13 protein-coding genes are annotated in these 13,932 nt (G+C 72.3%); 3 read left to right on the top strand and 10 right to left on the bottom strand.

Annotation, left to right across the window (positions count from 1 at the left end):
* Nucleotides 1–509 precede the first annotated feature (509 nt).
* Nucleotides 510–1,511 (top strand): tryptophan--tRNA ligase, encoded by a 1,002-nt coding sequence (trpS, locus tag AB0D99_RS35100; protein ID WP_362372098.1) that lies wholly within the window; start codon nucleotides 510–512, stop codon nucleotides 1,509–1,511.
* On the opposite strand, the gene AB0D99_RS35105 is transcribed toward trpS, so the two are convergent.
* Nucleotides 1,475–2,479, bottom strand: coding sequence for a helix-turn-helix domain-containing protein (locus AB0D99_RS35105; RefSeq protein WP_362372101.1), 1,005 nt, complete (start codon nucleotides 2,477–2,479; stop codon nucleotides 1,475–1,477). The genes trpS and AB0D99_RS35105 overlap by 37 nt on opposite strands.
* A gap of 75 nt (nucleotides 2,480–2,554) precedes the next feature.
* Between AB0D99_RS35105 and AB0D99_RS35110 the strand changes: the two genes are divergently transcribed.
* Nucleotides 2,555–3,142, top strand: a complete 588-nt coding sequence (locus AB0D99_RS35110; RefSeq protein WP_362372104.1) for a cysteine hydrolase family protein — start codon at nucleotides 2,555–2,557, stop codon at nucleotides 3,140–3,142.
* 15 nt (nucleotides 3,143–3,157) lie between these two features.
* Here AB0D99_RS35110 and proC read toward each other — a convergent pair whose 3' ends face one another.
* From proC to AB0D99_RS35135, 5 genes are all read right to left on the bottom strand, one after another.
* Nucleotides 3,158–3,967: a pyrroline-5-carboxylate reductase gene (gene proC / locus AB0D99_RS35115; RefSeq protein WP_362372107.1), complete on the bottom strand. Its 810-nt coding sequence runs from the start codon at nucleotides 3,965–3,967 to the stop codon at nucleotides 3,158–3,160.
* A 119-nt stretch (nucleotides 3,968–4,086) separates the two neighbouring features.
* Complete coding sequence (locus AB0D99_RS35120; protein ID WP_362372110.1) at nucleotides 4,087–4,824, bottom strand: ABC transporter permease; 738 nt, start codon at nucleotides 4,822–4,824, stop codon at nucleotides 4,087–4,089.
* The gene (locus tag AB0D99_RS35125; RefSeq protein ID WP_362372113.1) at nucleotides 4,821–5,651 is read right to left on the bottom strand and encodes an ABC transporter ATP-binding protein; all 831 of its coding nucleotides are present in this window, start codon (nucleotides 5,649–5,651) and stop codon (nucleotides 4,821–4,823) included. Before AB0D99_RS35125 ends, AB0D99_RS35120 begins: the two co-directional genes overlap by 4 nt.
* Nucleotides 5,652–6,379: 728 nt before the next feature.
* Nucleotides 6,380–6,916, bottom strand: a complete 537-nt coding sequence (locus tag AB0D99_RS35130; protein WP_362372116.1) for a hypothetical protein — start codon at nucleotides 6,914–6,916, stop codon at nucleotides 6,380–6,382.
* A gap of 41 nt (nucleotides 6,917–6,957) precedes the next feature.
* Nucleotides 6,958–7,275 carry a hypothetical protein gene (locus AB0D99_RS35135; RefSeq protein ID WP_362372119.1) on the bottom strand — a complete coding sequence of 106 codons (318 nt, stop codon included), beginning with the start codon at nucleotides 7,273–7,275 and terminating at the stop codon, nucleotides 6,958–6,960.
* Between the two features lie 155 nt (nucleotides 7,276–7,430).
* Between AB0D99_RS35135 and AB0D99_RS35140 the strand changes: the two genes are divergently transcribed.
* Nucleotides 7,431–9,566, top strand: coding sequence for a serine/threonine-protein kinase (locus AB0D99_RS35140; protein WP_362372122.1), 2,136 nt, complete (start codon nucleotides 7,431–7,433; stop codon nucleotides 9,564–9,566).
* A 7-nt stretch (nucleotides 9,567–9,573) separates the two neighbouring features.
* Here AB0D99_RS35140 and AB0D99_RS35145 read toward each other — a convergent pair whose 3' ends face one another.
* From AB0D99_RS35145 to AB0D99_RS35160, 4 genes are all read right to left on the bottom strand, one after another.
* The gene (locus AB0D99_RS35145; RefSeq protein WP_362372125.1) at nucleotides 9,574–10,002 is read right to left on the bottom strand and encodes an acetyltransferase; all 429 of its coding nucleotides are present in this window, start codon (nucleotides 10,000–10,002) and stop codon (nucleotides 9,574–9,576) included.
* A gap of 213 nt (nucleotides 10,003–10,215) precedes the next feature.
* Nucleotides 10,216–12,069 carry a dihydroxy-acid dehydratase gene (ilvD, locus tag AB0D99_RS35150; RefSeq protein WP_362372128.1) on the bottom strand — a complete coding sequence of 618 codons (1,854 nt, stop codon included), beginning with the start codon at nucleotides 12,067–12,069 and terminating at the stop codon, nucleotides 10,216–10,218.
* Nucleotides 12,070–12,289: 220 nt separating this feature from the next.
* The gene (locus AB0D99_RS35155; RefSeq protein ID WP_362372132.1) at nucleotides 12,290–12,901 is read right to left on the bottom strand and encodes a TetR family transcriptional regulator; all 612 of its coding nucleotides are present in this window, start codon (nucleotides 12,899–12,901) and stop codon (nucleotides 12,290–12,292) included.
* The gene (locus AB0D99_RS35160; RefSeq protein ID WP_362372135.1) at nucleotides 12,898–13,734 is read right to left on the bottom strand and encodes a sugar phosphate isomerase/epimerase; all 837 of its coding nucleotides are present in this window, start codon (nucleotides 13,732–13,734) and stop codon (nucleotides 12,898–12,900) included. The genes AB0D99_RS35155 and AB0D99_RS35160 overlap by 4 nt, the downstream gene beginning before the upstream one ends.
* Nucleotides 13,735–13,932 lie beyond the last annotated feature (198 nt).

Raw genomic sequence — 13,932 nt, forward strand, 5'->3', positions numbered from 1 at the left:
TTCGGCCTTCCGGCGTTTCCGACTCTATCAGATCCTTTCGGGCCTGATTCCCAGTCAGAGTGGGTTGTCTTTGCGGCTGTTGGGCCGTTCCGACGAGTGAGACTTTAGCGGATTCCCTGCCTCCGACGCTAATCGGGCGGCTCGCGCTCAAACCTTCGAACGCGGATTCCTCATTTCGCAAAAACGCACGGAAAGCACGACGGCGCGACGAAGCGTCGTCAGCTTGTAGTGGGTCTTGCGGAATGGCTGTCCGGGGCCGACCGGAGTCGGTGCTCACGTCGGACAACTCGGAGAACACTACGGACGGCGCAATCCCATGTCAACCCCGGTCCCCGGGCGTAGTCTCTCCGTATGACTACGCATGCGCGCACGACTCAGTGGTGGGCCGCCTGACGGCGGCCCGCACTCACGCATGCACCAGCGGCCGCCGCCTCGGCGGCCGTTCGCGTATCCCCCTCCGGGAGTGCGGCCGACGGGTCGGCGTACAGGAGAGAGGGAGAACGAACGCGATGAAGCGGATCTTCAGCGGGATCAAGCCCACGGGGCATCTGACGCTCGGCAACTACCTCGGGGCCGTTCGGCGGTGGGTCGACGTCGACCAGCACCGGTCCGACGCCCTGTTCGGCATCGTGGATCTGCACGCCCTGACCGTCGAGCACGATCCCGCTCGCGTCCTGCGGCTCAGTCGGCAGGCGGCGACGCTCCTGCTGGCCGCGGGCCTGGACCCGCGGTCGTGCACGGTGTTCGTGCAGAGCCACGTGGACGAACACGCCCGGCTCTCGTACCTGCTGGAGTGCACCGCCACGGACGGGGAGCTGCGGCGGATGATCCAGTACAAGGAGAAGGGCGCGCGGACTCGGGCCGCCGGGGAGAGCGTGCGGCTGTCGCTGCTGACGTATCCGGTGCTGATGGCGGCCGACATCCTCGCCTACGGGACCGATGAGGTGCCGGTCGGTGAGGACCAGACCCAGCATGTGGAGCTGACCCGTGATCTGGCCGTGCGGTTCAACCAGCGGTACGGGCATGTGTTCACCGTGCCGAGGGCGACGCATCCGGAGGTGGCGGCGCGGGTCATGGATCTGCAGGACCCGCTCTCGAAGATGGGGAAGTCGCACGAGAACGGGGCCGGCATCGTCTATCTGCTCGACGACGCGGACGCGGTGCGGCGGAAGATCATGCGGGCCGTGACCGACAGCGGCCGCGATGTCGTCTACGACCGGGAGGCCAGTCCGGGAGTGGCGAATCTGCTCGATGTGCTCGCTGCCTCGACGGGTGGGAACCCGAAGGCGCTGGCCGGTGTATACGAGTCGTACGGATCTTTGAAGCGGGACACGGCGGACGCGGTGGTCGAGATGCTGCGGCCGATCCGGGAGCGGCATGCGGAGCTGGCGGCCGATCCGGGACATGTGGACCGGGTGCTACGGGACGGGGCCGATCGGGCCCGGGGGATGGCACGGCCGTTGGTGGACCGGGCCTATCGAGCGATCGGGTTGTTGCCGGCCGCCGGGTGACGGAAGGCGTGGCGGTAGTCGCGTGGGCTGGTGGCGAGGTGCGAGGCGAAGTGCTGGCGCATCGTGACCTCGCTGCCGAAGCCCGCGCGGCGTGCGACTTCGGGGAGGGGGTGGTCGGTGAGTTCGAGGAGTTTCTGAGCGGCGGCGACGCGCTGGGTGATGAGCCAGTGGAGAGGGGTGGTGCCGGTGGTGGCCTGGAAGTGGCGGGCGAAGGTGCGTGGCGACATATCGGCGCGGGCGGCCAGGCTCGCGACGGTGTGGGGTTCGTCCAGGTGGGTGAGGGCGTAGGAGCGGACGGCGGCGAGGGCGTCGGCGTCTCGGTCGGCGCGGGGTGTGGGGTGCTCGATGAATTGCGCCTGGGTGCCGGTGCGGAAGGGGGCGGTGACCATCGAGCGGGCGATCGTGGCGGCGGCTTCGGCTCCGTGGGCGGTGCGGACGAGGTGGAGACAGAGGTCGATGCCGGCGGCGGTGCCGGCCGAGGTCCAGATGCCGGAGTCCTCCACGAAGAGGGCGTCGGGCTCGACGGTGATCTGAGGGTGTCGGGCGGCGAGGGTCGGGGCCAGGTGCCAGTGGGTGACCGCGCGGCGGCCGTCGAGGAGTCCGGCCTCGGCGAGGACGAAGGCGCCCGCGCAGAGGGAGGCGACGGGGGTGCCGGTGGCGTGGGCACGGCGGAGGGCTTCGAGTACGGGGGTGGGTGTGTCGGCGTCGGGGTCCTCGATGCCGGGGACGAGGACGAGGTCCGCCTGGTCGAGCCAGTCGAGGGGGCGGTCGGGGGTGAGGGTGAGGCCGCCGCGGAGTGGGACGGGGGTGGCCGGGTCGACGGCGACGCGGCGGAGTTCGAAGGGAGGGGCGCCGGGGATGCGGCGGTCGCTGCCCCACACCTCGGTGATGACCGAGATGTCGAAGGCGCGGATGCCGGGGAAGGAGATCAGGGCGATGCGCTGGGGTTCCGGAGGGGCCGTCGCCATGGGTGGCAGTAAACCATCGATCGCTGACTTTCTCCCCTCTGGGACGGGGGGAGCGAGGGCGGAAGCATCGGGGGCATGGAGATCACGGAGAACGCAGCGCTGGTCGTCGTCGACGTACAGAAGGGCTTCGAGGAGGAGTTCTGGGGGAGGCGGAACAATCCGGCCGCCGAGGAGAACATCGCGGCACTGATCGATATGTGGCAGGAGACGGGGCGGCCGGTCGTGTTCGTACGGCACGATTCGCCGGCCGGGTCGCGGTCGCCGCTGCGGGTGGGACATGGGGGCAACGACTTCAAGGACTTCGTCGAGGAGCGGAGGGGGAAGGGCAGCGGGCGGGAGCTGCTGGTGACGAAGGGGGTGAACTCGGCGTTCTACGGGGAGCCGTCGCTGGATCTGTGGCTGAAGGGAGAGGGCATCGCGCAGATCGTGATCGTCGGGATCCAGACGAACATGTGCAACGAGACGACTGCGCGCATGGGCGGGAACCTCGGGTACGACGTGGTGTTTCCGCTGGACGCGATGCACACGTTCGACCTGGCGGGGCCGTTCGGGTGGGCGGCTACGGCGGAGGAGCTGACCCGGGCGACGGCGGTGTCCCTGCATGGCGGGGAATTCGCCCGGGTCGTGTCGACGGAGGACGTGCTGAAGGGAGCGGCGGCGTAGGGGCGCCGCGGCCGGTCAGCCGTTGCCGGAGGCGAGCTCGCGGCTGCGGTCGCGGGCGGCTTCGAGGGCGGCGATGAGGGCGGCCCGTACGCCGTGGTTCTCCAGCTCGCGGATGGCGCTGATGGTGGTGCCGGCCGGGGAGGTGACCGCCTCGCGGAGCTTGACCGGGTGTTCGCCGCTGTCGCGGAGCATCACGGCGGCGCCGATGGCGGCCTGGACGATCAGGTCGTGGGCCTGGGCGCGGGGCAGGCCGAGGAGGATGCCGGCGTCGGTCATGGCCTCGACGAGGAAGTAGAAGTAGGCCGGGCCGGAGCCGGAGAGGGCGGTGGCGGCGTCCTGCTGGGACTCGGGGACGCGCAGCGTCTTGCCGACACCGCCGAAGATCTCCTCGGTGTGGACGAGGTGCGCGGGGGTGGCGTGGCTGCCGCCGGAGATGACGGACATGCCCTCGTCGACGAGGACGGGGGTGTTGGGCATGACGCGGACGACGGGGGTGCCGGCGGTGAGCCGGTCCTCGATGAAGGAGGTGGGGATGCCGGCGGCGGCGCTGATGACCAGGCGGTCGGCGCTGACGTGGGGGGCGAGTTCGTCGAGGAGACGGCCCATGTCCTGCGGCTTCACGGCGAGGATGAGGGTGTCGGCGCGCTTGGCGGCCTCGGCGTTGGTGACGGGCTCGACGCCGTAGCGGGCGCGCAGTTCTTCGGCGCGCTCGGTGCGGCGGGCCGTGACGAGGAGGTTGGCGGGGCGCCAGCCGGCTCGGATCATGCCGCTGAGGAGCGCTTCACCGATCTTGCCGGTGCCGAGGACTGCGACGGTCTGGGTCATGGCTCTGTTCACCTCGCCGTAAGGGGCATGCGCCGGTCCATCTGTGTGGACACCTCGTCCACGTGCAGGAACATCCTCGCACCGCGTGGGTTCGCGCGGTGCGGGCGTCCGAGGGGCGGTCAGGCGGTGCGGCGGCGGAGGGTCGCGGCACCGAGGGTGAGGACGAGCAGCGCGCAGCCGGCGACGACGAGGGCGTCGAGGACGAAGGTGCTGGTGACGTCGGGGTGGCGGAGGACCTCGTTCATGCCGTCGACCGCGTACGACATGGGCAGTGCGTCGGAGATCCCTTCGAGGACCGGCTGCATCTGGTCGCGTTCGATGAAGAGGCCGCAGAGGAGCAGCTGGGGGAAGATCACGGCCGGCATGAACTGGACGGCCTGGAACTCGGAGGTTGCGAAGGCCGAGACGAAGAGGCCGAGTGCGGTGCCGAGGAGGGCGTCGAGCAGGGCGACGAGCAGGAGCAGCCAGGGGGAGCCGACGACGTCGAGGCCGAGGACTCCGAGGGCGAGGCCGGTCGCCAGGGCGGACTGCACGATGGCGAGGAGTCCGAAGGCGAGGGCGTAGCCGGCGATGAGGTCGCCCTTGCCCAGGGGCATGGCGAGCAGGCGTTCCAGGGTGCCGGAGGTGCGTTCGCGCAGGGTGGCGATCGAGGTCACCAGGAACATCGTGATCAGCGGGAAGATGCCGAGCAGCGAGGCGCCGATGTTGTCGAAGGTGCGGGGGCTGCCGTCGAAGACGTACCGGAGCAGGAAGAGCATCACGCACGGGACGAGGACCATCAGGGCGATCGAGCGCGGGTCGTGGCGCAGTTGCCGCAGGACGCGGGTGGCGGTGGCGAGGGTGCGGGCGGTGCTCATCGCTGGGGCTCCTCGATGGTTCGGGACTCCTGGGGTGGCCGGGGCTCGTCGAGGCGTGCGGCCGCGCGGTCGTTGGCGGCGTCGACGAGGTGGAGGAATGCCTCTTCGACGGTGGCGGTGTCGTTGCGGCGGCGCAGGGCCTCGGGGGTGTCCTCGGCGAGGATCTCGCCCTCGCGCATGAGGAGCAGCCGGTGGCAGCGCTCGGCCTCGTCCATGACGTGGGAGGAGACGAGGATGGCGGCGCCGCGTTCGTCGGCGATGTGGTGGAAGAGATTCCACAGGTCGCGGCGGAGGACGGGGTCGAGGCCGACGGTGGGTTCGTCGAGGACGAGGACCTCGGGGGTGCCGAGGAGGGCGACGGCGAGGGAGACGCGGCTGCGCTGGCCGCCGGAGAGCCGGCCGGCGAGGGAGTCGGCGTGCGAGGCGAGGTCGACGTCGTCGATGGCCCGGGCGACGGCGGCGCGGCGGTCTTCGCGGTGGGCGCGGCCGGGGAGGAGGACGGCGGCGAAGTAGTCCAGGTTCTGTCGGACGGTGAGGTCGTCGTAGACGGACGGCGCCTGGGTCACGTAGCCGATGCGGGAGCGCAGCGCGGCGTCGCCGGCCGGGCGGCCGAGGACCTGGAGGGTGCCGGTGACATGGGCCTGGGTGCCGACGATGGCGCGCATCAGGGTGGATTTGCCGCAGCCGGAGGGGCCGAGGAGGCCGGTGATCCGGCCGGCCGGAACGGTGAAGTCGAGGCCGCGCAGGACGGTGCGGTCGCCTCGAACGGTGGTGAGGCCGCGCGCGACGATGGCCGGCTGTGTGACCTCGCCGGAGTAATTCATCATGTGGTGAATATTGCGCGCGGGGGTACGGGGCGTCAAGCACCGGGACATGGGCTTGTGTGGGCGGGGCGTGAGTGAGTGGAAGGGGGCGCCGGAGGCGGGGCGCGAGCGCCGCGCCGGAGGCTGGGCGCGAGCGCAGGCGGGCGGGGCGAGGGGTGAGGGCTTGTGCGGGCGCGGGACGCGGGCTTGGGCAGGGGGGCGCGGGATTTGGATGCGGGGCGCGGGATTGGGCCGGGGGCGCGGGCCTTGGATGCGGGGCGCGGGCCGGCTCGGACGCGGGTGAGAGCGGGCGGGCGCCGGAGGCGGGGCGCGGGCTTGGGCAGGGGGACGCGGGACGTGGATGCGGGGCGCGGGCCGGCTCGGACGTGGGTGAGCGGGGGCGGTGGGGCCGGCCGAGGTCGCCTGGACCGCCGAGACCGTCGAGGGATGGGCGCGGGGCGCCGGTCCGGGGCGAGGGGACTCCGGGGCGTCATGGCTCAGGACATTCGGGCCTCCGGCGACTGGGCGCCCGGGCCTCGGAGACTCCTGGTGCCGACCCCAGGGGGACGGGACTGGGAGCGATGGGGCTTGGGGGCTTCAGGGCACCCGCACCCTGGACGGCGCGGCTCAGGGCACCCGCGTCCCCGGACGGCGCCGCTCAAGGCCCTGAGCGTCAGAGCGCCCGCACCCACGGACGGCGACGCGCCTGGGCGCCTGGGGCCCGTACCCATGCCTCCCGGGATCCCCTGGGGTTACCTGGGCTTGCGCTTCTTGCGGGTGGCCGGGTTGCCCGTGCGGGTCGTGCGGCGCTTCTCGTACTGGGTGCGGGCCGTGTCGTACTCGGTGCGGCGCAGTCGCTCGCCCGGGGCCTCCACGAAGCAGCGGAAGAAGTAGGCGAGGAGCGAGCCGATGAAGCCGATCATCTTCAGGCTGCGCAGGGAGTCCTCGCGGGCCTGGTCGGTGGGGCGGCGGACGAAGCCCTCCCAGGTCTTGCGGAAGGCGATGGCGCTGCAGATGGCGAACATGACGACCACGAGCAGGTTCAGAACGCCGCCGACCTCGGCGATCGCGAGGCCCTCGTAGGCGAAGCGCAGCACAAAGCAGCCCGCCGCGGCGGCGGCGAGCGCACCGACGGCGAGCCCGGCGCGGCGCAGCCCGTAGTTGCCGCTGTGGTCGACCCACGTCGTCCCGAAGAAGCGGATCTCCTCGGGCTGCGGGCCGGCGGGGGTGCCGCCGGCCGCGCCCTTGGCGGTGGTGCCGGGCTTGGAGGTCTGGTCTTCGTCGCTCACGAGGTCGATTATCCCCGGGTGGCGACGGAGCGCGGGTCCCCTCAGCCGCAGCGGCGGGCGACGTAGCCGTCGCTGCCGGTCTGCACGTACGCGTCGGAGATGAACTCGCCGGCCGCGATGTTGTCCCAGATGTTCGTCGTGCCGTACGGCCCGGTGACCGTCTGGCCGGGGGTCTGGCAGCGGATGCTCACCCAGGAGCCCACGGGCAGGACCCGGACGATCGCGTACTGCGTGCCCGGGCCCGAGCGGACGTTGACACGGGTCCCCGGCGCGACCGGGTAGCGGGTCGTGCTCGTCGTGGACACCCCCTCCAGCTCCGCGGCCACTGCCGTCGCCTGCTTCGTCTCGTCCCCGCCCATGGCGTCCTCCCCCGTTGGCGCAAAGCGCTCCGCTGCGATTCACTCTCTGCGACGCGCAGGCTAGCAAGCCCCACCGACATCGACGGCGCCATCGACTAGGCTCCGTGCGTCGCGCATGCGCGCGGCCTCAACGGGGAACCACACGGGGGTTGGCTATGCCGCCGTTGCGCAGTACCGGTGCCGACCGGGATGCGGAAGGACCTGAGTACGCGGGCGGTTACCGTCTCCAGGCCTGTCTCGGCTCGGGCGGCATGGGCGTCGTCCATCTCGCCACCTCCGCCTCCGGGCTACGGCTCGCGGTCAAGGTCGTGCACGGACAGTACGCGGAGGACCCGGAGTTCAGGGCTCGTTTCCGCCAGGAGGTGGCGGCCGCACGCCGGGTCAGCGGCGCCTTCACCGCGCCCGTCGTGGACGCCGACCCCGACGCCGTACGCCCCTGGATGGCGACCCTCTACGTCCCCGGCCCCACCCTCGCCGACCAGGTGAAGCGGAACGGCCCGCTGTCCCCCGCCGAGCTGCGCCGGCTGACCGCCGGCCTCGCCGAGGCGCTGCGCGACATCCACCGGGCCGGTGTCGTCCACCGCGACCTCAAGCCGAGCAACGTCCTGCTCACCGACACCGGACCGAAGGTCATCGACTTCGGCATCTCGCGGCCGGTGGACAGCGATCTGCACACGGAGACGGGGAAGCTGATCGGGTCGCCGCCGTTCATGGCCCCCGAGCAGTTCCAGCGTCCCCGCGAGGTCGGCCCGGCGGCGGACGTCTTCGCGCTCGGCTCCGTGCTCGTGCACGCGGCGACGGGGCGCGGGCCGTTCGACTCCGACAGCCCGTACATCGTGGCGTACCAGGTCGTCCACGACGATCCGGATCTGACGGGGGTTCCGGATGAGCTGGCTCCGCTCGTCGCCCGCTGTCTGGCCAAGGAGCCGGCGGAGCGTCCGACCCCGGCCGAGATCATGGCGGCGCTGCTGCCGCCCTCGTACGAAGCGGCGGCCTTCATACCCGCCCAGCGTCGGCCGCCCACCCTGCCCGAACCGGCGCCCGCGCCGTCGGGTTCCTGGGACGCGGACACGCCCGTGCGGGCACCGGCTCCGCGCGCCCGCCGACGGTGGCGTCCGTCGGTCGTGGCAGCCGCCGCGCTCGCCGTCCTCGCGGCCGGCGGGGCGGTCGTGGCATTGCGCACCGCCGGCGTCGAGGACCCCGGCCCGCGGCCGAACACGGCCGAGGCGGGAGCCGCCTTCGACGGCTGGCAGACCGTCCTGCACAAGGGCGGCGAGCCCACCACCCCCACCTGCGCCCATGGCGCGGGCGGCCTGTACTGCGCGGGCGGGGGCACCGCGGCCGCGCGGCTCGACCCCGAGACCGGGCGGGTCGTCTGGTCGCGGCCGGCCGCGGGCCGGGTGCCGTCCACGCCGTCCGTGCTGCCGGACGGCCTCGTCGCCGTCCCGTCGCCGAACGGCCCCCTCCACACCTACGCGACCGCCGACGGCGCGGCCCGCTGGCACACCGGCGGGTCGGCCGCCGAGCTGGCGAGACCCGCCGGCCCGGCCGTCGTCCTGTCCGACGGGACGGGCGGGCTCCGGGCCGTCGACAGCTCCACCGGAAAGCAGCTGTGGCGCCACGGTCTCCCCGGCTTCACGACCCCGCAGTTGGGCCCCTACGAGGCCGGGACCGGCCTCGTCTCCGTCTTCGAGACGTCGGGTGACGCGAGCCGTACCCACGTGGCCGCCGTACGTCCCGTGAGCGGCGAGGTGGTGTGGCAGCGCCGCCTGGAGGGGGACCTCTCGCCGGTCGGCACGGCCGGCGACGGCTCGCTGATCCTGGCCTCGCACCGTCGCGGCACGGAGACCGACGCGCTGGTCCGCTACGACCCGGCCGACCGGTCCGTCCGTCGCCTGCCGCTCCCCTACAACGTCTACCAGCCGCAGATCGCCGTCCAGGGCACCACCGCCTACCTCCTCGTCACCTCCGGCCGGCTCATCGCCGTCGACACCGCCGCCGGCCCTTCCGGGCGCGTGCTGTGGGAGCTGGAGACCGCCGCCGGGAACGTCTCCGCCCCGGTGCTCGGGCCCGGTGGGCGGCTCTACCTCTCCGCGTCCGACGGACGGCTCATCGCCGTCGACACCGTGCGTGGCGCGCTCGTCGGGCAGACCAGGCCGCGGCTCGGGGACGGCAGGCTGGGGTACGCGACCACGGTGCCCGCGCCCGTCGTCGCCGGGGAGAAGGTGTTCGGGAGCGCGCCCGACGGGTCCGTGTTCGCCGTGGACGGGCGGGATCCGGCCGGGTGGTGACGCCGGGTCAGCCGCAGTGCTCCCACGGGCTGGTGTAGGTGTACTCGCCGACGCCCGCCTCGATCATCCCGCCCCAGCGCACGCACTTCCCGGCCGCGGCGGCGCGCACCGGGCCCGCGTACGAGCTGTAGGTGCGCTGGTCCTTCTTCGTGGTCGAGCCCTGGACGGTGAGCCAGGCGCCGGTCGGGAGGGGGAAGCCCGCGGTGGCGGGGGCGTGCACGGTGACGACGCAGTTGTTGCCGTTGGCGGCGTTGTAGAGCAGGTGGATGCGGGCGAGGACGGTCGAGGAGTTCTGCAGGGTCCTCGTGTCGATCTGGACGTACCCCGATCCGCAGATCTCGGCCGGGGTCGCCGCGCTCGCCGGAGTGGTGTTCAGGGCCGCGAGGGCGGCGGTGGCGGTCGCGACGACGGTGGTGCGGCGTACGGAGGCACGCATACGACTCCCCAATCGTGAGCATGACAAGCGTCACGGAGCAAGCCGTGATCGTAGCGCACACGCACGAACGCGGGGAGTGAGCGTCTCGCCCACTCCCCGCGTCTGTCGTCCCCGGCCCGGGTCGTCTGTCGTTCCCTGCCCGCGTCAGTCGTTCCCTGCCCGCGTCGTCTGTCGTTCCCTGCCCGCGTCCCGGTGCCCGGAGCCGCGCCGGGCTCAGCCCAGCTTCGACACGTCCCGCACCGCGCCCTTGTCGGCGCTCGTCGCCATCGCCGCGTACGCCCGCAGCGCCGCCGACACCTTGCGCTGCCGGTTCTTCGGGGCGTAGACCCCGCCCAGCGCCTCGCGGCGGGCCGCCAGCGTGGCGTCGTCGACCAGCAGCTCGATCGAGCGGCTCGGGATGTCGATACGGATGCGGTCGCCGTCCTCGACGAGGGCGATGGTGCCGCCCGAGGCCGCCTCAGGGGAGGCGTGACCGATGGAGAGGCCCGACGTACCGCCCGAGAAGCGGCCGTCCGTCACCAGCGCGCAGGTCTTGCCCAGGCCCCGGCCCTTCAGGAAGGAGGTCGGGTAGAGCATCTCCTGCATGCCGGGGCCGCCCTTGGGGCCCTCGTACCGGATGACGACCACGTCGCCGTCCTTGACCTGCTTGTTCAGGATCTTCTCGACGGCCTCCTCCTGCGACTCGCAGACGACGGCCGGGCCCTCGAAGGTCCAGATCGACTCGTCGACGCCGGCGGTCTTGACGACGCAGCCGTCGACGGCGAGGTTGCCGCGCAGGACGGCGAGGCCGCCGTCCTTGGAGTAGGCGTGGGCCGCGTCGCGGATGCAGCCGCCGGCCGCGTCCGTGTCCAGGGAGTCCCAGCGCTCGGACTGCGAGAAGGCGGTCGCGGAGCGGACGCAGCCGGGAGCCGCGTGCCACAGCTCGACGGCCTCCTCCGACGGGGAGCCGCCGCGGACGTCCCAGGTCTCCAGCCAGTCCTTGATGGAGCGGGAGTGGACGGTGTGCACGTCCTCGTTGAGCAGACCGGCCCGGTACAGCTCGCCCAGGATGGCGGGGATGCCGCCGGCGCGGTGCACGTCCTCCATGTAGTACGTCCCGCCGGGCGCGACGTTCGGCGCCACCTTGGCCAGGCAGGGGACGCGGCGCGAGACCGCGTCCATGTCGGAGAGGCCGTAGTCCAGCTCGGCCTCCTGGGCGGCGGCGAGCAGGTGCAGGATCGTGTTGGTCGAGCCGCCCATGGCGATGTCGAGGGCCATGGCGTTCTCGAAGGCCGCCCGGGTCGCGATCGAGCGCGGCAGGACGGAGTCGTCGTCCTCGTCGTAGTAACGACGGGTGATGTCGACGACCGTGCGGGCCGCGTTCTCGTACAGCGCCTTGCGGGCGGTGTGGGTGGCGAGGACCGAGCCGTTGCCGGGCAGCGAGAGGCCGATGGCCTCGGTCAGGCAGTTCATCGAGTTGGCGGTGAACATGCCGGAACAGGAGCCGCAGGTCGGACAGGCGTTCTCCTCGATGCGGAGGATGTCCTCGTCCGAGATCTTGTCGTTGACGGCGTCGGAGATCGCGTCGACCAGGTCGAGCGTGCGGACCGTGCCGTCGACCAGCGTGGCCTTGCCGGACTCCATCGGGCCGCCGGAGACGAAGACCGTCGGGATGTTGAGGCGCAGCGCGGCGTTCAGCATGCCGGGGGTGATCTTGTCGCAGTTGGAGATGCAGATCAGGGCGTCGGCGCAGTGGGCCTCGACCATGTACTCCACGCTGTCCGCGATCAGGTCGCGGGACGGCAGCGAGTACAGCATTCCGCCGTGGCCCATCGCGATGCCGTCGTCGACGGCGATGGTGTTGAACTCGCGCGGGATGGCCCCGGCCGCCGTGATGGCCTCGGAGACGATCCGACCGACCGGCTGCAGGTGGGTGTGGCCGGGGACGAACTCCGTGAACGAGTTGGCGACCGCGATGATCGGCTTTCGGCCGATGTCCGCGCCCGGTACACCGGAGGCGCGCATAAGGGCGCGTGCGCCCGCCATGTTGCGGCCGTGGGTGACAGTGCGGGACCTCAGCTCGGGCATCGTCGCTCGCTCCTCAGTAATGGGTGTGCTTGCTGTCGAGCGTACGCCCGCCGACCAAGATCTGGACAGCGCGTCCGCATGTCGGACCACCTGTTCAGCTTTCGGTCAGCGGGGGCCGTCGGGACCGCCCGGCGGCGGGGGCCGGGAAACCGGTCGCCGGCCCGGTCGGGACGGCCGATTCAGGAGGGCCCGGTCGGGACGGCCCGGTCGGGACGGCCGATCAGGATTCCGTGAGGTAGCGCTGGAGCGTCGGGGCCACCATCTCCACGATCCGCTCCGGGTCGGCGGTGGCCAACGGCTCGACCTGGATGACGTACCGCAGGATCGCGATCCCGATCATGTGGGAGGCCGCGAGCTCCGCGCGGAACTTCGGGTCCGGCACGTCGAGGTCGGCGGCGATCCGCTCCAGGAGCCGGCGCAGCACGAAGCCGCGCAGGACCTTCGCCGCCGCTTCGTGGGTCAGCGCCGAGCGGATGATCGCGAGCAGGGGCGCGCGGGAGACGGGGTTCTCCCAGATGCCGATGAAGAAGCGCGCCAGCCGCTCGCCGATGGCGTCCCGCGGTCCTTCGATGATCGCGGGGACCACGGCCGTGGGCTCGAAGGAGACCTCGATGGCGGCGGCGAAGACCTCGTCCTTCGTACCGAAGTAGTGGTGCACGAGCGCCGGGTCGACGTCGGCGGCCTTGGCGATGCCGCGTACGGAGGTCTTGTCGTAGCCGCGTTCGGCGAACTGCGTGCGGGCCGCCTCCAGGATGCGTTCGCGCGCGCCCGGCCCGCTCTCCTCCTCGGTGCGCGACGGACGGCCGCGGCGGCGCGGGGCCGAAGCCGTCATGAGCGCGGGGACCGGGACGACGGCCGGGAGACCGAGGCCAGGTGCAGCCGGGTGAAGGCGAGGGCCTCGGCGAGGTCGGCCTCGCGTTCGGCGGCGGACATCGCCCGCCGGGTGTTGACCTCGATGACGACATGGCCGTCGAAGCCGGTGTGCGCGAGGCGTTCGAGGACTTCGGCGCAGGGCTGGGTGCCGCGGCCCGGCACCAGGTGCTCGTCCTTGGCGGAGCCCTTGCCGTCGGCGAGGTGGACGTGGCCGAGGCGGTCGCCCATGCGGTCGATCATGGCGAGGGCGTCCGTGCGGGCGGTGGCGGTGTGCGAGAGGTCGACCGTGAAGTGACGGTAGTCGTCCTTGGTGACGTCCCACTCGGGGGCGTACGCGAGCATCTCGCGGTCCTTGTACCGCCAGGGGTACATGTTCTCGACGGCGAACCGTACGTCCGTCTCGTCGGCCATCCGCCAGATGCCGGCGACGAAGTCACGGGCGTACTGGCGCTGCCAGCGGAACGGCGGGTGCACGACCACGGTGGAGGCGCCGAGCTTCTCGGCGGCCGCCTGGGCGCGCTGGAGCTTGACCCAGGGATCCGTGGACCAGACGCGCTGGGTGATGAGCAGGCAGGGCGCGTGGACGGCGAGGATCGGGACCTGGTGGTAGTCCGAGAGGCGGCGCAGCGCCTCGATGTCCTGGCTGACCGGATCGGTCCACACCATGACCTCGACACCGTCGTAGCCGAGGCGCGCGGCGATCTCGAAGGCCGTCGCCGTCGACTCCGGATAGACCGAGGCCGTCGACAGAGCGACCTTCGCATCCGGGATGCGCACCACTGGTTCTGCCACGAAGGACAGGGTACGGGGCGGGGCAGGCCCCGGGGAGGTGGCTCCGGTCACGTGGGGGGCGGGAGGCGCGGGGGCGGGGGTGCGCGGCGTGGGGACGCGCGGGCGCGCCGGGACGGGAGGCGCGGGGACGAGAGACGCGCCGGGACGGGAGGCGCGGGGACGAGAGACGCGCCGGGACGGGAGGCGCGGGGACGAGAG

Origin of the sequence: Streptomyces sp. NPDC047971 (assembly GCF_040653355.1) — a bacterium.
Lineage (GTDB): Bacteria > Actinomycetota > Actinomycetes > Streptomycetales > Streptomycetaceae > Streptomyces.

Excerpts from the sequence above, each read along its gene's own strand:
- trpS (WP_362372098.1), top strand. The coding sequence starts at position 510 with ATGAAGCGGATCTTCAGCGGGATCAAGCCCACGGGGCATCTGACGCTC.
- AB0D99_RS35105 (WP_362372101.1), bottom strand. The coding sequence starts at position 2,479 with ATGGCGACGGCCCCTCCGGAACCCCAGCGCATCGCCCTGATCTCCTTC.
- AB0D99_RS35110 (WP_362372104.1), top strand. The coding sequence starts at position 2,555 with ATGGAGATCACGGAGAACGCAGCGCTGGTCGTCGTCGACGTACAGAAG.
- proC (WP_362372107.1), bottom strand. The coding sequence starts at position 3,967 with ATGACCCAGACCGTCGCAGTCCTCGGCACCGGCAAGATCGGTGAAGCG.
- AB0D99_RS35120 (WP_362372110.1), bottom strand. The coding sequence starts at position 4,824 with ATGAGCACCGCCCGCACCCTCGCCACCGCCACCCGCGTCCTGCGGCAA.
- AB0D99_RS35125 (WP_362372113.1), bottom strand. The coding sequence starts at position 5,651 with ATGATGAATTACTCCGGCGAGGTCACACAGCCGGCCATCGTCGCGCGC.
- AB0D99_RS35135 (WP_362372119.1), bottom strand. The coding sequence starts at position 7,275 with ATGGGCGGGGACGAGACGAAGCAGGCGACGGCAGTGGCCGCGGAGCTG.
- AB0D99_RS35140 (WP_362372122.1), top strand. The coding sequence starts at position 7,431 with ATGCCGCCGTTGCGCAGTACCGGTGCCGACCGGGATGCGGAAGGACCT.
- AB0D99_RS35145 (WP_362372125.1), bottom strand. The coding sequence starts at position 10,002 with ATGCGTGCCTCCGTACGCCGCACCACCGTCGTCGCGACCGCCACCGCC.
- ilvD (WP_362372128.1), bottom strand. The coding sequence starts at position 12,069 with ATGCCCGAGCTGAGGTCCCGCACTGTCACCCACGGCCGCAACATGGCG.
- AB0D99_RS35155 (WP_362372132.1), bottom strand. The coding sequence starts at position 12,901 with ATGACGGCTTCGGCCCCGCGCCGCCGCGGCCGTCCGTCGCGCACCGAG.